The 19,325-nt window shown below is 65.8% G+C and carries 18 protein-coding genes and 1 tRNA gene; 10 read left to right on the plus strand and 9 right to left on the minus strand.

All coding sequences use genetic code 11. From position 1 onward, the window contains the following. Nucleotides 1-190 precede the first annotated feature (190 nt). The gene (locus HWW87_RS30665; RefSeq protein WP_175823427.1) at nucleotides 191-2,209 is read left to right on the plus strand and encodes a site-specific DNA-methyltransferase; all 2,019 of its coding nucleotides are present in this window, start codon (nucleotides 191-193) and stop codon (nucleotides 2,207-2,209) included. After that, on the plus strand, nucleotides 2,209-5,235 hold the full coding sequence (locus HWW87_RS30670; RefSeq protein WP_175823428.1) for a DEAD/DEAH box helicase family protein: 3,027 nt from the start codon (nucleotides 2,209-2,211) through the stop codon (nucleotides 5,233-5,235). The genes HWW87_RS30665 and HWW87_RS30670 overlap by 1 nt, the downstream gene beginning before the upstream one ends. 267 nt (nucleotides 5,236-5,502) lie before the next feature. Here the strand turns inward: HWW87_RS30670 and HWW87_RS30675 are convergent, their stop codons facing one another. From HWW87_RS30675 to egtB, 5 genes are all read right to left on the minus strand, one after another. Next, the gene (locus HWW87_RS30675; protein WP_175823429.1) at nucleotides 5,503-5,871 is read right to left on the minus strand and encodes a hypothetical protein; all 369 of its coding nucleotides are present in this window, start codon (nucleotides 5,869-5,871) and stop codon (nucleotides 5,503-5,505) included. A 187-nt stretch (nucleotides 5,872-6,058) separates the two neighbouring features. Continuing rightward, nucleotides 6,059-6,313: a hypothetical protein gene (locus HWW87_RS30680; protein WP_175823430.1), complete on the minus strand. Its 255-nt coding sequence runs from the start codon at nucleotides 6,311-6,313 to the stop codon at nucleotides 6,059-6,061. A gap of 37 nt (nucleotides 6,314-6,350) precedes the next feature. Beyond that, entirely contained in the window at nucleotides 6,351-6,656 is a 306-nt protein-coding gene (locus HWW87_RS30685) for a hypothetical protein (RefSeq protein ID WP_175823431.1), read from the minus strand. A gap of 292 nt (nucleotides 6,657-6,948) precedes the next feature. Further along, on the minus strand, nucleotides 6,949-7,962 hold the full coding sequence (gene egtD, locus HWW87_RS30690) for an L-histidine N(alpha)-methyltransferase (RefSeq protein ID WP_175823432.1): 1,014 nt from the start codon (nucleotides 7,960-7,962) through the stop codon (nucleotides 6,949-6,951). Next, nucleotides 7,946-9,172, minus strand: coding sequence for an ergothioneine biosynthesis protein EgtB (gene egtB, locus HWW87_RS30695; RefSeq protein WP_175823433.1), 1,227 nt, complete (start codon nucleotides 9,170-9,172; stop codon nucleotides 7,946-7,948). Before egtB ends, egtD begins: the two co-directional genes overlap by 17 nt. Before the next feature lie 581 nt (nucleotides 9,173-9,753). Between egtB and HWW87_RS30700 the strand changes: the two genes are divergently transcribed. After that, a complete protein-coding gene (locus HWW87_RS30700) occupies nucleotides 9,754-10,230 on the plus strand; it encodes a carboxymuconolactone decarboxylase family protein (protein WP_011544480.1) in 477 nt (158 codons plus the stop codon). After that, nucleotides 10,230-11,111: a sigma-70 family RNA polymerase sigma factor gene (locus HWW87_RS30705; RefSeq protein WP_175823434.1), complete on the plus strand. Its 882-nt coding sequence runs from the start codon at nucleotides 10,230-10,232 to the stop codon at nucleotides 11,109-11,111. Before HWW87_RS30700 ends, HWW87_RS30705 begins: the two co-directional genes overlap by 1 nt. 100 nt (nucleotides 11,112-11,211) lie before the next feature. Here HWW87_RS30705 and HWW87_RS30710 read toward each other — a convergent pair whose 3' ends face one another. Next, nucleotides 11,212-11,727, minus strand: a complete 516-nt coding sequence (locus tag HWW87_RS30710; protein ID WP_175823435.1) for a DUF2628 domain-containing protein — start codon at nucleotides 11,725-11,727, stop codon at nucleotides 11,212-11,214. Nucleotides 11,728-12,037: 310 nt separating this feature from the next. Further along, a tRNA-Val gene (locus HWW87_RS30715) sits at nucleotides 12,038-12,114 on the minus strand. A gap of 983 nt (nucleotides 12,115-13,097) precedes the next feature. Between HWW87_RS30715 and HWW87_RS30720 the strand changes: the two genes are divergently transcribed. From HWW87_RS30720 to HWW87_RS30735, 4 genes are all read left to right on the plus strand, one after another. Further along, nucleotides 13,098-13,664: a hypothetical protein gene (locus HWW87_RS30720; protein ID WP_175823436.1), complete on the plus strand. Its 567-nt coding sequence runs from the start codon at nucleotides 13,098-13,100 to the stop codon at nucleotides 13,662-13,664. A gap of 16 nt (nucleotides 13,665-13,680) precedes the next feature. Then, the gene (locus tag HWW87_RS30725; protein WP_175823437.1) at nucleotides 13,681-14,586 is read left to right on the plus strand and encodes an Imm72 family immunity protein; all 906 of its coding nucleotides are present in this window, start codon (nucleotides 13,681-13,683) and stop codon (nucleotides 14,584-14,586) included. A gap of 15 nt (nucleotides 14,587-14,601) precedes the next feature. Beyond that, entirely contained in the window at nucleotides 14,602-14,919 is a 318-nt protein-coding gene (locus HWW87_RS30730) for a hypothetical protein (protein WP_175823438.1), read from the plus strand. Between the two features lie 450 nt (nucleotides 14,920-15,369). Continuing rightward, nucleotides 15,370-15,633, plus strand: a complete 264-nt coding sequence (locus tag HWW87_RS30735; protein ID WP_175823439.1) for a hypothetical protein — start codon at nucleotides 15,370-15,372, stop codon at nucleotides 15,631-15,633. 136 nt (nucleotides 15,634-15,769) lie between these two features. On the opposite strand, the gene HWW87_RS30740 is transcribed toward HWW87_RS30735, so the two are convergent. Both HWW87_RS30740 and HWW87_RS30745 read right to left on the minus strand, forming a co-directional pair. Then, a complete protein-coding gene (locus HWW87_RS30740; RefSeq protein ID WP_175823440.1) occupies nucleotides 15,770-16,528 on the minus strand; it encodes an anti-sigma factor in 759 nt (252 codons plus the stop codon). Next, complete coding sequence (locus HWW87_RS30745) at nucleotides 16,525-17,046, minus strand: sigma-70 family RNA polymerase sigma factor (protein ID WP_175823441.1); 522 nt, start codon at nucleotides 17,044-17,046, stop codon at nucleotides 16,525-16,527. Before HWW87_RS30745 ends, HWW87_RS30740 begins: the two co-directional genes overlap by 4 nt. Before the next feature lie 158 nt (nucleotides 17,047-17,204). On the opposite strand from HWW87_RS30745, the gene HWW87_RS30750 reads away from it, so the two are divergent. Beyond that, nucleotides 17,205-18,293 (plus strand): catalase family peroxidase, encoded by a 1,089-nt coding sequence (locus tag HWW87_RS30750; RefSeq protein ID WP_175823442.1) that lies wholly within the window; start codon nucleotides 17,205-17,207, stop codon nucleotides 18,291-18,293. Beyond that, nucleotides 18,290-18,823 carry a cytochrome b gene (locus tag HWW87_RS30755; RefSeq protein ID WP_175823443.1) on the plus strand — a complete coding sequence of 178 codons (534 nt, stop codon included), beginning with the start codon at nucleotides 18,290-18,292 and terminating at the stop codon, nucleotides 18,821-18,823. The genes HWW87_RS30750 and HWW87_RS30755 overlap by 4 nt, the downstream gene beginning before the upstream one ends. Nucleotides 18,824-19,325: the final 502 nt, after the last annotated feature.

Genomic DNA, 19,325 nt, shown 5'->3' on the forward strand with positions numbered 1-19,325 from the left:
GTGCGACAACCGGCCCGAACCCGCTCGCGGCCCGTCCGGCGGGCGATCGCGGCCGACGCCCGCCCGCTCGCCTCACATCGGCGCTTGACCTGCGCCGACCGACTCGCTAGCGTTTCGGGTTTGCCCGGGCGGCCATTGCCGCCGGTGCCGTGAGCGCGCCCGACGTCCTGGCGCGCGCGGCCGGGCTCCGATGGAAAAGACGATGCAGAAACTCGATGCGGCCAGCCCGCAGGCGATGTCGACGGATTTCACCGCCGACAACGTCGCGCGCCTGAAGGCGCTGTTCCCCGAACTCGTGACCGAAGGCCCGGACGGCGCGTCGGTCGACGTCGACGTGCTGAAGGCGCTGGTCGGCGAACGCACGGTCGGCGACGCCGACGAGCGCTACGGCTTCCACTGGCACGGCAAGCGCAGCGCGCGCCAGGCCGCGCTCACGCCGTCGACGGGCACGCTGCGGCCCTGCCCCGACGACAGCGTCGCGTGGGACGACACGCGCCATCTGGTGATCGAGGGCGACAACCTCGACGTGATGAAGCTGCTGCACAAGAGCTACGCCGGCAAGGTGAAGCTCGTCTACATCGATCCGCCGTACAACACCGGCAGCGATTTCGTCTACCCGGACGACTTCAGCGACAGCATCCGCCACTACCTGTCGATGACGGGCCAGGCCGACGGCGGCGTGAAGCGCAGCACCAACACCGAGGCGAACGGCCGGTTCCACACCGACTGGCTGAACATGATGTATCCGCGCCTGAAGCTCGCGCACGCGCTGCTGTCCGACGAGGGGCTGATCGCGGTGCACATCGACGAGCACGAAGTGCATGCGCTGGTGCTGATGCTGCGCGAGATCTTCGGCGAGGAAAACGAGCTCGGCGTGGCCGTGTGGGACAAGCGCAACCCGAAGGGCGACGCGCGCGGCGTCGCGTACCAGCACGAATCGCTGGTGCTGTTCGCGCGGAATGCCGAGACGCTGCTCGAACAGGCGCCGCTCAAGCGCCCGAAGCGCAACGCGCAGCGCATGCTCGACGCCGCGCACGACGCGGTGTACCGCAGCGGCAACCCGAAGGACGCGCAGAAGGCGTACCGCGCGTGGATGAAGGCGCAGACCAACCTGTCCGGCGGCGAAGTGATGTACGACCGGCTGTCGGCGGAAGGCCGCGTGTACCGCCTCGTGTCGATGGCCTGGCCGAACAAGAAGAAGGCGCCGGAAGAGTATTTCACGCCGCTGATCCACCCGGTCACCGGCAAGCCGTGCGCGATGCCGGCGCGCGGCTGGCGCAACCCGCCCGCGACGATGCAGGCGCTGATCGAGCGCGGCCAGATCGAATTCGGCCCGGATGAAACCACGCAGCCGCAGCGGATCTACTACCTCGACGAGAACATGTACGAGAACGTGCCGTCGGTGCTGCCGTTCGCCGGCTCCGACGACGCGCTGCTGAAGGCGCTCGGCATCCCGTTCGACCTGCCGAAGCCGGTCGACTTCGCGGCGGCCGTGATCGGCTGGTGCACGCGCGGCGACGACATCGTGCTCGATTGCTTCGCCGGCTCCGGCTCGACCGGCCACGCGGTGATGCAGGTGAATGCGACCGACGGCGGCGCGCGCCGCTACATCCTCGTGCAGCTGCCCGAGACGCTCGACCGCCGCGACAAGACGCAGCTGGCGGCCGCCGATTTTTGCGCGAAGCTGAAGAAGCCGCTGACGCTCGCCGAAATCACGAAGGAACGCCTGCGCCGCGCCGCGCAGCAGGTCGCGCGCGACTATCCGGAAAGCTATGGCGACCTCGGCTTTCGCGTGTACCGGCTCGACACGACCAACGTGATCGAGTGGGACCCGCGCCGCGACGATTTCGACCATGCGCTGTTCGCGTCCGTCGAGCACGTGAAGACCGGCCGCACCGAGGACGACCTGCTCGCCGAGCTGACGCTGAAACTCGGCCTCGACCTGTGCACACCGGTCGAGCATCACAAGGTGGCCGGCAAGACGGTGCACCTGATCGGCCGCGCGATCGTCGCGTGCTTCGACGCGCGCATCTCGCGCGATGACGCGGGCCCGCTCGCCGACGGCATCGTCGACCTGCTGGACGCGACCGGCGCGTCGCGCGACGTCACGTGCCTGTTCCGCGACAGCGGCTTCGTCGACGACGTCGCGAAGCTCAATCTCGCCGCGCTGCTCGAACAGCACGGCGTGAAGCGCGTGCGGAGCCTGTGATGCGGCTGCATTTCGAAGCGGATCTCGACTACCAGCGCGAGGCGATCGACGCCGTCTGCGACCTGTTTCGCGGCCAGGAATCGTATCGCGGCGACTTCAGCGTGCTCGCGAACGCCGCGCCCGGCACGACGGCCGCCGCACAAGGCTCGCTCGGCTTCGCGGTGTCGGAGCAAGGCGTCGGCAACCGGCTGTCGCTGACCGACGACGCGCTCGCGCGCAATCTCGCCGACGTGCAACTGCGCGGCGGGCTGCCGCCGTCCGGCTTGCCCGGCTCGCGCGACTTCACCGTCGAGATGGAGACCGGCACCGGCAAGACCTACGTGTACCTGCGCACGATCTTCGAGCTGAACCGCCGCTACGGTTTCACGAAATTCGTGATCGTCGTGCCGTCGATCGCGATCAAGGAAGGCGTGCACAAGACGCTGTCGATCACCGAGGATCACTTCCGCGCGCTGTACGCGGGCGTGCCGTACGACTACTTCCTGTACGACTCCGCGAAGCTCGGCCAGGTGCGCCACTTCGCGGCGAGCGCGGCGATCCAGATCATGGTGATGACGGTCGCCGCCATCAACAAGAAAGAGATCAACAACCTCTACAAGGACAGCGAAAAGACCGGCGGCGAAAAACCGATCGACCTGATCCGCGCGACGCGGCCGATCGTGATCGTCGACGAGCCGCAGAGCGTCGACGGCGGCCTCGAGGGGCGCGGGCGCGAAGCGCTCGCCGCGATGGCGCCGCTCTGCACGCTGCGCTATTCGGCCACGCACGTCGACCGCCACCACATGGTGTACCGGCTCGACGCGGTCGACGCGTACGAGCGCAAGCTCGTCAAGCAGATCGAGATCGCGTCGGCGATCGTCGAGGATGCGCACAACAAGCCGTACGTGCGGCTCGTCGGCGTGTCGAACCGGCGCGGCGCGATCAGCGCGCGCATCGAGCTCGACGTCGCGACGGCGGCCGGCGTGAAGCGCCAGATCGTGTCGGCGACCGACGGCGACGATCTCGAGCGCCTGACCAAACGCGCGCTGTACGCGGGGCTGCGGGTCGGCGAAGTGCATGCGGTGAAGGGCGCCGAGTATGTCGAGCTGCGCCATCCGGAAGGCGAGGCGTTCCTGTCCCTCGGCGAAGCGTTCGGCGACATCGACACGCTCGCCGTGCAGCGCGAGATGATCCGCCGCACGATCCGCGAGCATCTCGACAAGGAATTGCGCCTCGCCGAGCGCGGCGTGAAGGTGCTGTCGCTGTTCTTCGTCGATTCGGTCGAGCGCTATCGCCGCTACGACGAGAACGGGATGCCGGTAAAGGGCGACTACGCGCTGATCTTCGAAGAGGAATATGCGCGCGCGGCCCGGGTGCCGGCTTACCGTGCGCTGTTCGACGGCGTCGACGTGGCGCTCGAAGTCGAGCGCGCGCACAACGGCTACTTCTCGATCGACCGCAAGGGCGGCTGGACCGACACGAGCGAGAGCAGCGCCGCGGCCCGCGAGAACGCGGAACGCGCGTACGGCCTCATCATGCGCGAGAAGGAAGCGCTGCTGTCGTTCGACACGCCGCTGAAATTCATCTTCTCGCACTCGGCGCTGAAGGAAGGCTGGGACAACCCGAACGTGTTCCAGATCTGCACGCTGCGCGACATCCAGACCGAACGCGAGCGCCGTCAGACGCTCGGCCGCGGGCTGCGCCTCGCCGTCGACCAGGACGGCGAACGCGTGCGCGACGCGGGCGTGAACACGCTCACCGTGATCGCGACCGAGCGCTACGAGTCGTTCGCGGAGAACCTGCAGAAGGAAATCGAGGCCGATACGGGCATTCGTTTCGGGATCGTCGAGGAACACCAGTTCGCGGCGCTGCCGGTGCAGGAAGACGGCGGCCCCGCGCATGCGCTCGGCATCGAGCTGTCGCGCGTGCTGTGGAACCATCTGCACGAGCAGGGCTACGTCGACGCGCAGGGCAAGGTGCTCGACCGGCTGAAGGATGCGCTGCGCCAGAGCGCGCTCGTGCTGCCGGATGCGTTCGAGCGGCTGCGCGCGCCGATCGTCGCGACGCTGCGCAAGCTGTCGGGCCGCTTCGCGGTGCGCAACGCCGACGAGCGCCGCGCGATCGCATTGCGGCGCGACGCGTCGGGCAAGGCCGTCGTATTTGGCGAGGATTTCCGCGCGCTGTGGGATCGCATCCGCCATCGCACCGTGTACCGCGTCGAGTTCGACAACGCGAAGCTCGTGCGCGACTGCACGGCCGCGTTGCGCGACGCGCCGGACATCGCGCGTGCGCGGCTGCAGTGGCGCAAGGCCGAGATCGACATCGGCAAGGCCGGCATCGAGGCGATCGAGGTGGCCGGCGCCGGCACGGTGCTGCTCGACGAAGGCGAGTTGCCGCTGCCCGACCTGCTCACCGAGTTGCAGGACCGCACGCAGCTCACGCGCCGTTCGCTCGCGACGATCCTCGCCGACAGCGGCCGGCTCGACGATTTCCGCGTGAATCCGCAGCAGTTCATCGCGGTCGCGGCCGATGCGATCAACCGCTGCAAGCGGCTCGCGCTCGTCGCGGGCATCGCGTACCGCAAGCTGGGCGAGCGCCACGTGCATGCGCTCGAATCGTTCGAGAGCGAAGCGCTGACCGGTTATCTGCGCAACCTGCGGCCCGATGCGCGCAAGTCGATCCATGAAGCGGTCGTGTGCGAGACGGACGCGGAGCGCGCGTTCGCCGATGCGCTCGAAGGGCACGACGGCGTGAAGCTGTACGCGAAGCTGCCGGCGTGGTTCCGCGTGCAGACGCCGCTCGGCAGCTATCACCCCGACTGGGCCGTGCTCGCGGAACAGGACGGCGGCGAGCGGCTGTACTTCGTCGTCGATACACCGAATGCCGACGGCCACGTGCCGAGCGAGCACGAGCGCGCGAAGCTCGCATGCGGCGAAGCGCATTTCCGTGCGCTGACCGATGGCGACGGCGCGGCGCGCTTCGTGCGCGTCAGGCAGGCGGATGCGCTGTTCGAACCTGCGGCGCCGCTGGCGGGCGCGGGACGGTGAGACGAAGGGCGGCGATGAGCCGCCCTTTTTACTGGCGTGTGCCCCGTCCTTATCGACCCGCGCCGGGTACCCGCGCCTCGCCCATTCCTCACACCGGTTTTCGTTCCGTCATCCGCGTGAAAGCCATCCGTATTCTCGTGTGCGGGCGACGCAGTTACGGCTGGTTGCAAATCGGGGCGGCATGATGCTTTCGGTCGACAGCCACGTTGCGTTTTCACCATCAAAAAGGGCGCCGAAGCGCCCTTCTCGTGCATTCACAGGCTGCGCTTACAGCGTGCGGCCGAATGCGTTGCGATGCGAATGATGCGTGGACGTCGACGCATGCGCGGTATGGCCATGTGCGTGCGAGTGACCACGGCCCGGCTGCGCGCCGGCGCGATCGGCGATCGTGTCGGAACGGTCGGCCGCCCGCGCCAGGCCCTTGTCGCGGTCGCCCGCGTGCATGCCGTTCGAGTTGCTCAGCGCCTGGCCGCTCATGTGGCCGCCCGACATGCCGCCTGCGTTGCCGCCCGAGCCGCCTGCGCCATGACCACCGCCGTTGCCCCCGCCATTGCCGCCAGCCGCCGCATAGGCAGACACCGAGCCGAGCGCGAGCAGCGCGGCCGTCAGGACGGACAGATATCGTTGCTGTTTCATCTAGTGCTCCCTGGAGCGCGTTGGTGTGACTGCATTTTATGAACGCACAAAATTCACGCCGCACGACGTTGTAAATGATCGTAACGACGCGTGCGGCACGCATTCGTCGGATCAATCCGGGGTGTGCATGCACGCGGGAACGAAGCACCGGAGCGACGCCACGGCATCGCCACGGTGACGAGGTCGCTTATTGCGCCGGCTGCGTGCCCTGCGCGGCGGCCTTGTGCTGCGCGGCCTGCTCTTGCGCCTGCTTCTTCGCCATGTGATGGCCGACGATACAGCCGCCGACCGCACCGACCACAGCGTGGTGCCCCGCATAGTGGCCGGCCACACCACCGACCACCGCGCCCTTCATGCAGCCCGCCGCGTGCGCGCTGCCGATCGTTGCGAGTGCAACGACGGCGGCGGTGGCGCAGATCCTGATGGGTCGAATCGACATCATGCGATCACTCTCCTCTTGTGGTGATCAACCGGACCGCTCAATGCCAGCGGTCGCCGCGCCAGCCGCCGCGGTCGCGCCACTCGTGCTCGCGCCATTCACGGCGGCGCCACTCGTGTTCGCGCCATTCGCGCTGACGCCAGCCGTCGCCGCGCCAACCGTCGTCGCGATAGCCGACCGGCGCATACATGACCGGCGGAGGCGGCGCCACGTAGACGGGCGCCGGCGCCGCGTAGACGCCCGGCACGCCGATGCCGACCGACAGGTCGACGTGGGCCGACGCGACGCTCGAGGCAACCAGCGCCGCTACACCGAGAACTGCACCGAGAATAAGTTTCTTGCTCATTTCGCGACTCCCTGCACGTGTCGTGCGTCATGTGACTACGGTTCGGAGTCTAGGCACCGGACGCTGACACAGGTGAAACGGGTATGCGAGACAGGTAACGGACGTTTACGGGTACCCGCGGAGCCTTATGGCGCAAGGAAGATGCGGCATTCCAGACACCGTTGCAGCGATGCATCGGGTCGGTAAAAAGGGGATTTTCGGCACGAAACCGGCGATCGGATCGCACCCGCCGGTGTGCAAGAGAAGCGAACCGCCCTCACCCCGCGGCGCGAGCGGTTCGCAGCAGCGCGCGTTACGCGCGGATGTCGTCGACGCTGCGCAGCCAGTGCACGCTGAACAGGTTGTCCGCGTCGGTCCACACGGTATCGGGCTCGAACCCGGCGCGGCGCGCGATCGCGTGGAAGCCGTCGAGCGTGAACTTGTGCGAGTTCTCCGTGTGGATGCGCTCGCCGGCTTCGAAGCGGAACGTGTGGCCGCGCACATGCACCGTCTGCGCGACGTCGCTGACCAGATGCATCTCGATGCGCTGCCGCTCGCGGTCGTAGAACGCGCAATGCGAGAACGCATCGACGTTGAAATCCGCGCCAAGCTCCGCGTTCGCGCGCACCAGCAGGTTCAGGTTGAACTGCGCGGTCACGCCCTGCGCGTCGTTGTACGCGTGATGCAGCGTGCGCTCGTCCTTCACGAGATCCGCGCCGACCAGCAGGCCGCCGCCGCGCAGCAGCCGCGCCGCATCGCGCAGGAACGTGTCGGCTTCTTCCGGTGAGAAGTTGCCGATCGTCGAGCCGGGAAAGAAGCCGATGCGCCGACGCGGCGTTTCGGCCAGCTCGGCCAGTTGCTCGGCCTTCGTGTAGTCGGCCGCGAGCGGCGCGACGTCGAGCCATGGATAGGCCGACCGCAGCCGCGCGGCCGCGCCGTGCAGGTAGTCGGCCGAGATGTCGACCGGCACGTAGCGCGCCGGCGCGTTCGCGTAGTTGCCCGCGAACGCGTCGAGCAGCACGCGGATCTTCTCGAGCGAACCCGCGCCGAATTCGACGATGTCCGCATGCGGGCCGACCCGCCGCACGATCTCGGCCGCGCGGTCGCGCAGGATGCCGAGCTCGGTGCGCGTCGGGTAGTACTCCGGCAGTTCGCAGATGCGGTCGAACAGCGCGGAGCCGGCTGCATCGTAGAAGTATTTCGGCGGAATGCTGCGCGGCGTACGCGACAGTCCGTCGATCAGGTCGCGCTCGAACGCGCTCGGCCGCGAATCGCGGGCGGGTTGCAGGCCACCGCTCGTGGCCGTCAGGTCAGACGTCTCGCGCAAGTCGCACTCCCGTGAATTGCCAGCGTGCCGCCGGCGGAAAGAAATTGCGGTACGTCGGCCGTTCGTGCCCGGGCGGCGTCGCGATGCTGCTGCCGCGCAGGACCTGCTGGCCGACCATGAACTTGCCGTTGTATTCGGCCGCTACCCCGGCGAGCGGCCGAAAGCCCGGATACGGCTCGTAGGACGAACGCGTCCACTGCCAGACGTGCCCGAGCATCTGTTGAATACCGTCCGCGCCGAACGCGGTTTCCCATTCGAATTCGGTCGGCAGCCGCGCGCCGGCCCATTCCGCATACGCGGCCGCCTCGTAGAAGCTTACGTGGCACACCGGCGCGTCGGGCGCGAGCGGTTCGACGCCGTGCAGGCCGAAGGTGCGCCGCACGCGTGTGGCGGCCGCATCGTCGTCGTCCGGCATCCAGTACGCGGGCCCTTGCCACCCTTCCCGCTGCACCGTGGCCCAGCCGTCGGACAGCCAGAATTCGGGGCGCGTATAGCCGCCGTCCGCGACGAACGCCGCGAATTCCGCGTTCGTCACGAGGCGGTTCGCGATCTCGTACGGCCGCACGAGCGCCGTATGACGCGGCCGTTCGTTGTCGAACGAGAACGCATCGCCGTCGTGGCCGATCTCGACGAGCCCGCCCGGCTGCGGCAGCCAGCGCAACGGGCCGGCGTCGCCCGCGGCGAGCGTGCCTTCCGCATCAGCGCCGGTGCGCGGCCGGAACGCCGGCCGCAACGGGTTGCACGAGAACGCATGCAGCATGTCGGTGACGATCAGCTCCTGATGCTGCTGCTCGTGATGCAGACCGAGCACGAGCTCGGGCGCGATCGCATCGAGCAGCGCCGCATCGGCGCCGGCCAGCGCGCGCAACATCGCGTCGTCGACGTACTGCCGGTATGCATGCACCTCGTCGAGCGACGGGCGCGTGAGCAGCCCGCGCTGTGGCCGCGGATGGCGCGGGCCGAGCGCTTCGTAATAGGAATTGAAGAGGAACTGGAATGCGTCGTCGAACGGCGCGTAGCCGGGCACGCGGCGCATCAGCACGACGGTTTCGAAGAACCAGGTCGTATGCGCGAGATGCCACTTCGTCGGACTCGCGTCGGGCATCGACTGCACGGCCTGGTCTTCGGCGGATAGCGTCGCGGTCAATGCGATGCTGTGGGCGCGCACGTCCTGGTAACGGCGCTGAAGCTGTGATGCAAGGAGGCTCATCGGTTTACCGTTCACGTCGCGATTCGCTGCGTTGCGTTGCCGGAAAAGGGAAAGCCTTGCGCTGGAGTGCGCGCGGCTGACGTGCGATTTGCTGCTGCGTCGTCGGGCAGCCGGCGCGCGCGCCGGGCCGCTGGTGCGGCTTCACTTCATCTGCCCGTGCAGAACAGTATGGTCCAGAAATGTGAACGTCGCGAATCGGATTTCGGATGAAACGAAGGCGAAAGAAAAATGAAAGCATTCTCGATGGGGGCGTCGCACGCGTCACGAACCGTCGGCGGCCGTCGTGGCCGGGTTCGGCCGACAGAGGCAATACGCGTGCCCACGATTGCGCACTACTGACGTCCGGTGACAGCGGCACGGCATGCGTGAAAGGTCGATGGCGCGCGTTCGTCGAAGGAGCGGCGTCATGCAGCCGATTCGTCAGTCGATATCGCGTCCTTCTTGGCGCTCCGCTCAAAGGCTCCGCCCTTCGCGTGCCGTCGCTTTCTTCTCCGGCCGCAAAAAATTTTTTGCATCGATGTCACACCCGCGGGGGGCTCGCTCGTCATATCAGCGGAACCCACACGAAAGGAGAAGGAACCATGACTGCGAAACTCAATCCGTTTGCCGCCGCTCCCGCGCTGATGAAGAGCTGGATGACCGTGTCGGTCGCCGCTGCCGGGAGCCTCGAGCCGACGCTGATCGAGCTGGTCAAGATCCGCGCGTCGCAGATCAACGCGTGCGCGAACTGCCTTAACATGCACACCGTCGAGGCGCGCGAGCAAGGCGAGACCGAGCAGCGTATCTACCTGCTGTCCGCGTGGCGCGAAGCGCCCTGCTACACCGACCGCGAGCGCGCGGCGCTCGGCTGGACCGAGGCGCTCACGCGGCTGTCGGAGGGCCACGCGGCGCACGAAGCGGCCTATGCGGCGCTGAACGACCATTTCAGCGAGGAGGAACAGGTGAAACTCACGGTGATGATCAACGTGATCAACGGCTGGAACCGGCTCGCCGTCGGCTTCGGGCTGTGGGTCGACCCGGCCGACGCGAAGGCCGCCGCCGCGAAGATGGTGGCCTGATGCCGAACCTCGACCCGGCCACCGGCAGCACCGACGAACGGGCCGACGCGGCGGCGAGCTTCGATCCGCTGCGCCGCACGCTGATCCGCGTCGCGTACCGGATGCTCGGTTCCGTCGCGGATGCCGAGGACATGGTGCAGGAGGCGTTCATCCGCTGGATGGACGTCGACCGTACCGACGTGCGCGTGCCCGAGGCGTTCCTGCGCCGCATGGTGATGCGCATGTGCCTCGACCAGTTGAAGTCCGCGCGGCACCAGCGCGAGACCTATATCGGCCCGTGGCTGCCCGAGCCGGTCGTCGAGGAAGACGAACAGGACGACGTCACGCTGCCGCTGCTGCTCGCGCTCGAACGGCTCTCGCCGCTCGAACGGGCGGCGTTCCTGCTGCACGACGTGTTCGGCCTCGAATTCGACGAAGTGGCCACGACGATCCAGCGCGACCCGGCCGCGTGCCGGCAGCTCGCCGCGCGGGCTCGCACGCACGTGCGCGAGGCGCGACCGCGTTTTCATGTCGAGAAGCAGCGCGGGATCGAACTGGCCGAAGCATTCTTCGCGGCGTCACGCAGCGGCGACATGCGCGCGCTCGGCGCGATGCTCGCCGAGGACGTGAGCCTGCATTCGGACGGCGGCGGCAAGCGCACGGCGGCCGGCAAGCCGGTGTTCGGCTTCGAACTCGTGATGCGGGTGCACGCGTACCTGGCCGAGCTGTTCGCGACGCATGCGTCGAAGCTCGTGCGGGCCGGGTTCATCAACGGGCTGCCGGGTTTCGTCACGCTGGAAGCCGACGGCGAGCTGCAGACGACGGCGCTCGAAATCGACGACGGCAAGATCGTCGCGATCTATGTCGTGCGCAATCCTGACAAATTGAAGCATCTGCATTGAGGGCGGCGCGAGCATGCGCCGTGTGCCGTGTGGATGCATGGCGACGGCGCCGTCCGCCCTCTTCTTGCTGCCCTGCGTTGCCGATCACCGGCGACCGCGATCAGTACATCGCGCCTCCGGCGTTGCCGATCATGAACAGCAGTACGCCGAGCAGCGGCGTCGCGACGGCGAAACCGGCCGCCGCCAGCCAGTTCGTGCCGCCTTGCGCCTCGAGCAGCGCGAGAAACGATTCGCGGGACGTCGCGTTCGGCCGCAGTTTTTCGATCTGGCGTTCGACGTGCCGCTTGTAGAGGCTGTTCCCGCACCAGCCTAGCGAGACCGCGATCGCAATCGTGGCCGGGTCGAGCATGCTCGATTCGAAGTATCCCGGGAAGTACAGCAACTCGACCAGCGTGATGCCGAGCGTGACGGCGAGCACGGCGGCCGCCTGCCAGTACATGCATCGATACGCCATCCACACCGGGCCCAGGACGCACGCGGCCCAATTCCACGACAGCCGGCTTTTGCGCGATTCGGCAATTTCCCATTTTCGTGCGTACCAGGCGGCTTTCGGGCCGACGTAAGCGGCTATTTCGTCGTTGCTTGCGGACGACGCGGCGGTCGTGACCTCGGACATGATGTGTGCTCTCAGCTGCGCGGATCGCGCGTCGTTGTTCTGATGCAGAGGAAATCGGGCGACGGGCGAAGCCGCCGCGTCGATGCGCACACGATTCTACGCGCCGTGCAGCGGCAGTTGTGTGGCGGATCGGATTGTCGATGACGATGCGATGCCGGGCCGCGTATCGCGCAACGCATCGGGGCTTCATGCGTTGTTTCGGACCGGAAAAGAAAAACGCCACGCGAAGTTGCCGCGTGGCGTTTGTATGTTTGGCGAGCCGCGTTGCCTGTAGGCAAGTTGTGCTGCCGGACCCCTTCATTTTGTTCGTTGGTAGGCTCGATTGGATTCGAACCAACGACCCCCACCATGTCAAGGTGGTGCTCTAACCAACTGAGCTACGAGCCTAAGAAGCCGCGAATTATAGAGAGGGTTTTGGGGGAGCACAAGCCCCTTCGTGAAAATTTTTTGAAATGGCCGCACGGGGGCTGACGATCGACGCTGCGTGGCGATGCCGGCAGCGTTGGCTTCATCTGTTCGCATCACCGCAAAACGTGTCGATGTGCTGCTGTGTTATCCACATTGCCCTCTGGATAACCATCCGGCAAGCCTCTGGATTCACAGTGGAGCGATTGAGGATATGTCGGCGCGGCTGTGAATCGACGAAAAGTTGTTCTGTGCTGCCGGGCGCTGTTCACGTCGCGCACCCAGGGTTATGCATTTCGCTTCGCGCTGAGAATTCAGTGCGTTACAGAGGTTATCCACTGTGACGCACAGGGCTTGTTAACTATCACTACGTATATATACGAACCCTGTTAACACCTTTGGATAAGCACAGTCCGTCGACTGTGATTCGCTCAGGATATGCACTGCGTGCAGCGGGCGGATGAACGAAGCGGAACTCTGTGAAGCGCTCGAGCGATGCGCGAGCCTTCATGTCTGTAGAATCGCCGGCATCCAGAATGCAAAGGCACGGCGAACGGGCTCGCGGCACATGACTGATTCTTCGTTGACCCGGCTCGACGCGCCCCCGATATCGAGTATTACCGGGAGATCGGCGTCGTTCGAAGCGGGTACCGTTCGGTTGCATGGCGCGGGCCGGCGCAATACGTTATCGAACGGCATGACTGAATCACGCGAGGCAACGCGATGACGTAGCCATCGATAACGACGAGCGACACGATGAAACCGAAGCAAGACCCGGGCGCCACGAGTGCTACCCGCAACCGGAGCCGGTAATGGGACCGATCATGTGTCATCGGCACGGATACGATAACGGGATCACGACATCGACGGGCATCGCCGCGCGTATCCTGCAGCGCGGGCAATTCCTGTCAGGCGAACTCGTGAAGGTCTCGCTCGACCGGCCGAAATACAGCCGTGAAATGTGGATGCTGCGCGCCGAACTCGACGCGCACGAGGTCGATGCGACCTTCGTCGACAACGTTGCGCACGTGAAGGCGTTTCCGAAGATTGCGGCGCTGGAGCGCTTGCGGGAGCATATGTGTTCGGCATGCCTGGACGAGCTGCTCGTGCGCTCGGGCGAGGCGCCCTATAAGCCGACGACGAAGGGGCAGGCATTCGATACGTCCGTTGTCGCGGCGGACGCAAAATGGCCGTCGAATCACGCGCAATGTGAGCTACACGGATTGATCTTGCCGACGCGCACGTCGCCGGCTATCGAAGCCGCGATCCTGTCGATCGACGTGATCCGCGACGATTGCCATGTCGTGGAGGTGACGGATGGCAGCATGAAGCACGAACCGAAGCACTGGTTCGACGAAGCGTTTCTGCGCAAGGTGCTCGGGCCGGATATCGACATCGTTGAATCGACGTTCCGCATCGACGATCGGGCGACGTTCGTGAGGCTGTGGGACGCCGGTGAGCGTGTGTGTCCGGTATGCCTGCGGGAGGTGTTGAAGCGCAGCGGCCTGGACCGCGACGACACGCCCACATGAGCGCAACGGAGCAATCGTGACGGACACGCTCAAGCAGTACGACATGACGGACGACGCCACCCGGCGCAAGATCTTCTGGCTGCTTCAACGCCTGACGAGCCTGTCGTTCTGGACGCGCAAGCGCGATGCGTTTGCGCGATTCGCGAACGCGTACGAGCATGCAGTGAACACGTGGCCCGATGACGATCCGGATGCCATCCAGGACACCCACTTTCCGATCATCGCCGACATTCTTGCTGCTTACGATCGAGGGCTGACCGAGCTGGCCTGTGGAAACCGGCTCGGCTGGCGGAGCGGTGGGCCGTTCGAGCACGTGTACCGGCAATATCATCTTCTGGACGCGTATTTCTACCCTCATCCCGATTACTGGGATCGCGGTGGGCAGATTGGCCCATACCCGCCGAAGATCGACGCGCTGGCCCGACTGCTGCATGCATCGGAATACCAGATGGAGTATGCGCCGCTCGATTCGGGCGATCGATTCGGCAGCCTCGCACCGCTGCGCTCGGCAAGACGGCTGTTGTCCCCGGATGCCTATGAGCGCAACTTCCACACGCTTTCGTACCCGGTGTTTCCGGAGGCGCTGCCCGCGGTTCCGCAAGCGGTGGGCCCGATCATCTGGACCGGCCGCAAAGTGCCTTGCGACGGCATCTGGGAGCCTGTCGTCGTCGAGTGGTCGAGGCGGCCGGGCATCATGCCGATCGTCATGCCCAGTTTGCGTAATGGAGGTTGCTTCAATTATTTCATTCGGGGCACGCGTGCCCCGAACCTCACGGATGATTTTCCGGGATTGCTCATCCCGACGTGCTGGCGATTGCTGTGGGAAGACCGGCGTTACGCGGACGGCGTCATTCCCGACGAGTCGCAGTATTTCCTTGAGCCGCTGCAGATGTCGCCCGCGAACCCCAACCAGACGCGGTGAGATTCGGAGAACGCGATGAGCACATTGAATTTCGGCACGCTCGACCAGTGTTCGGTCACGCTCAACACCGCGACGTTGCTCGGCCTGAAGGCGGCCTACGAAGACTTTGCGGCGACCGGGCAGGATCTGCACAACTTCGAGATCTGCATCACGGACAAAAGGGCATCCACGGTGGATCCGGGGCCCGACGACGATGTCATCACCATCACGTTCATGGCGAAGCTGATTCCCGGCCTGCGCGGGCTGGGCAATGCAAACCGGCTCGGGAAGTCGATCCACTACGTGATCGCGCCGGAAACTGGAGAGATTCTTGGTGTATTCGGGACGAAGTGACCCGAAGTGCGGGCGGCGCTGTGTGGATAACCGACCCGAGAAACGGATCCAAACACTGTGCGTTCGATCGGTGAGCGTCGACGCGAATCATGCAAGATACGTTGCCAGGATAGCGTGTCGCTCGACACCGACGGGGATAATCGATCGCCTTACCTCGCGATCGAATGGATCAACGATCCCGTGGGCTCAAGGTCACGTGGACCAACATCGACGGTGCGGGCCCGGTGACCCGCGAGTACCGCTACGAAGGTAGTACGTCCGTGAAGCGCAAGAAATAGCCGCATGTGGACAACCGGCACACCGATCCAGTTGAAACCCTGTGCATCCGACAGGTGAGGATCCCGGTTTCGATGGACTCGTCGGCCTGAATGCCTTGTCCGGCAAGGCTTCGCCGACAACGAAAGAGGGAAGTGAACAAATCGCCGGCGACGTCCGGAAGTCGAGGGCCTTGTGGATATCGTCGACCCCAAGCCACTCGAAAGCCTGTGCATTCAACTGGTGAAGGCAGTCGAACCCGGGGAGACGGCCGGTCAATCACCTGGGTTTGTGGATATCGACGCTCAAAACAACCCGAAACGCCGTGCATGCCGAAGGCGAGCGAACCGACCGATGTCAGCATGCGGCACCGCCATGATCGATGTGGATATCCCGTTCCGCGGCGACTCGAAACCCTGTGATTTTAAAGGTGAGGGCGCCGGCGTGGTTTCGATGTGAATAACAGCCAGGGAAAGTCAGTCGAAACACTGTGCATTCGAGTGGTGAGCGTGAACCGGTTCAAGCCCGCCGAGCCGCCCCGCAAAAGGCGCTGGCGGCCACCACCAACCGCCAACCGGGCGCGCATCGTACCACTTCAAGTCTGCTGATCGAGCGCCTGCACGACTGCCTTCTCCCCGAGGCTCCCGGCCGGCCCGACCACCGCATAGTTGAGCCCGTTCACCGATCCGTACCGCGCCAGCAACGCGCCATCCACGCGTTGCCCGGCCGGCAGCAGCCGATGTTCCGATTCCGCCGGCCGGAGATAGAAGCTCAACGTCCGCCCCGCGTCATCCTGATAGAGCACCATCGCGGCCGTGGCCCCGCTGTCCGTCGTGAACAACCGTCCGCCAACCGGCATGAACCCCGCCGTGCTCAAATCCGGCAGCTTCGCCGCAGCCCCCACGCGCCGGGTGAGCCACCCCTGCAAATCGCCCGCACCGGTCGGCCGGTAATCGACCTTCGCCGTCTGATCGACCACCATCATTCGGTAAGCCTCGACCGCATCGCTCATCGGCGCAATGGGCGGCGGCGCGTTCCACCCGCGGGCCTGCCACCCGCCGAACGTCCCGAGCCCGACGCAGAACATGAACGAAGCCGCCATCGCGAACCGCATCCGCGAGCGCTCCGCCCGCCGGCCGCGAATCGCCGCCGGGTCCAGCGCGGGATTATCGGCCGGCATCCGCACGCTCTCCAGCGCGGCCCGCAACCGCTGCGCGTCCTGCTGCCATTGCTTCACCTGTTCCGCGCGCGCCGGATGCAGCGCGAGATAGCGCTCGACCGCGGCGCGCGCATCGTCGTCGAGCTGGCCGTCGACATAGGCCTGAAGGTCATGTTCGTTCGGAGGCGTGTTCATTTTTTCATCAACCGCAAGGAAGGAGCGGGAAGTTCGCCGTCGCTGAGCTGGCACAGCGCCTGGCGCGCGCGGGAGAGCCGCGACATCACGGTGCCGATCGGCACGTCGAGCAGGTCGGCGACTTCCTGATACGTGAAGCCTTCGACCGCGACGAGCAGCAGCAGGCTGCGCTGTTCGTCCGAGAGCCGGCCGAACGCTTCGAGCGTCGCGCGCGCCGCGAATTCGCGTTCGGCGGACGGCCAGTGCGCTTCGTCGTCGTCGCGGATGCGGCCGAGCAGCCACGCGTAGCGTTTCGCGCTGCGTTTCCCGTCGAGAAACTGCCGGTACAGGATCGTGAAGAGCCAGCTGCGCAGCGATGCGTCGTCGCGACGGCTTGTCCAGCGCGATAGCGCGCGCTCGAGTGTCGACTGGACGAGGTCGTCGGCCGCGTGGACATCGCGCGCCAGCCACAGCGCGAAGCGCCGCAGCCGAGGGATGAGTTCGCGCAATGCTTCGTCGTCGAGGGCGGTGGAGGGCATGGCCGGGCCGGTTGCCGAAAGGGTCGTAGATGCCGCGTAGGACGCCGGCCGGCATCGATTATTCCACCAGGCACCGGAAAAAACTTTTCGTGGAATAAAGCGGTGCGGGCGGCGTCCTACGCGCGTTCGACAATGATCTGACGATCGGGAGTGCATTCATGAAGCAATCTTCCTCTTCTTCGCCGCAGCGCGAGCCTGGGCGCGGGTGGTGGCGCTGGGCCGTGATCGGCGGCGCGGTGGCCGGCGCGGCCGCGGCGTTCGGGTATGCCGGCGGGTGGCTCGCGCCGGCGCGCCTGACCCCGCACCGGCTCGTCGACGCGCTGCAGACCAACAGCGGTATCCATCCCGGCTTCCGGCGCAATCACGCGAAGGGCGTGTGCGTGACGGGCTATTTCGAAGGCAACGGCGCCGCGAGCGCGTATTCGGTCGCGCCGTTCTTCAAGGCGGTGCGCACGCCGGTGGTCGGGCGCTTCGCGTTGCCGGGCGGGAATCCGTACGCGCCCGACAGCAGCGTGCCGATCCGCAGCCTCGCGCTGAAGCTCACCGCGCCGGGCGGCGAGCAATGGCGAACCGGGATGAACGCGATGCCGGTGTTTCCGGTCGCGACGCCGCAGGCGTTCTACGAGCAGACGCTCGCGACGCGGCCCGATCCGAAGACGGGCAAGCCCGATCCGGCGAAGGTGAAGGCGTTTTTCGGTGCGCATCCGGAGGCGGCCGCCTTCCTGCAATGGGTGAAGAGTGCGAAACCGAGCGCGAGTTACGTCACCGAAAGCTATTACGGGTTGAACGCGTTCTACTTCGTCGACGCGGCCGGCAAGCGCCAGGCGGTGCGGTGGCGCGTCGTGCCGGAGCAGACGGCCGGCGCCGGCGACGTCGCGACGGCCGCGGATCCGAACGTGCTGCAACAGGACGTGACGCAGCGCATCGCGGCCGGTGCGCAGAAGTGGAAGCTGCTGGTCACGCTGGCGGAGCCCGGCGACCCGGTGGACGACGCGACGAGGATCTGGCCCGCGCAGCGCACGACGATCGATGCGGGCACGCTCGTGCTCGACCGCGTGGAGGCGCAGGACAGCGGCCCGTGCCGCGACGTGAATTACGACCCGACGGTGCTGCCGCAGGGGATCCAGGTGTCGGGCGATCCGTTGCTGGCGGCGCGCTCGGCCGCGTATGCGGATTCGTATCTGCGGCGCACGAGTGAAGAGGCTGGCGTGGCAGGCGCGGCGCGATTGAGTGGGGAGGGACGATGATGAAGGCTTCGACGACGTTTAGCTTGCCGGCGAGAGTGCTGCATTGGGTGATGGCCGCGATGATCCTCGCGATGCTGTTCATCGGGGTGGGGATGGTGGCGTCCGTTTCCGAACGGCACGAAATCCTGGTGGCGATTCACAAGCCGCTCGGTGTGGCGGTGCTGGTGCTGGTGTGTGTGCGGATCGTGGTGCGGATTCTGTCGAAGCCGCCGGCATTGCCCGAGGATCTGCCGTGGTGGCAGAAGGTGGCCGCGCACGGGTCGCATCTCGTGCTGTATGCGCTGATGGTCGCGATGCCGCTGATCGGCTGGGCGATGCTGTCGGCGGGCGGGTATCCGGTGACGCTGGGCGGCGGCGTGCAGTTGCCGGCGCTGGTGTCGGCTGATCCGGTGACGTTCGCGTGGCTCCGGGTCGCGCACCGGGTGCTGGCGTATCTGTTCTTCCTGACGTTCCTCGCGCACTTTGCCGCGGCGCTGTATCACGGGCTGATTCGGCGGGACGGCGTGGTGAGGGCGATGGTGGGGCGGTAATCGACGGAAGGTTGCGTTCGATGCGGCGGGGCTGTTCGCGGGCGACTGAGACTGCTCCTGCCGTGTCGCCTATATATGAGCACTAGGAGGTGCTCAGCGGTCCCCGCCATAGCATGTCAAAAATATTTCACAAAAGGGGTTGCGGAGACCGGGCCAGATGCATAGAATCACGCCTCTTTCGCGCTAACGGAAACGCAGCGCGAGGGGAGAAGAGAGAAGCGGTACTGTTGAAGTCGGTTTTATCGATTCCAGTGCACGCGAAATTAAACCGCAGTCGTCGCAACGAAGTAGTTAAAAAAGTTGTTGACGAGTTTTAAAAAACGGTTGATAATCTCGCTTCTCTGCTGCTGAAAACGCAGCGCTGCTGAGAAACACGGAGTTTCTCGCAGAAATGCTCTTTAAAAATTAACAGCCGATAAGTGTGGGCGCTTGATGGAAGCGAGCTGATCCTCGGATCAGATAGCGAAAGTATCAAGAGTCTCACACTAAAGTAAGTCAGGTT

This window comes from Burkholderia sp. BCC0419 (assembly GCF_902830285.1).
GTDB lineage: Bacteria > Pseudomonadota > Gammaproteobacteria > Burkholderiales > Burkholderiaceae > Burkholderia.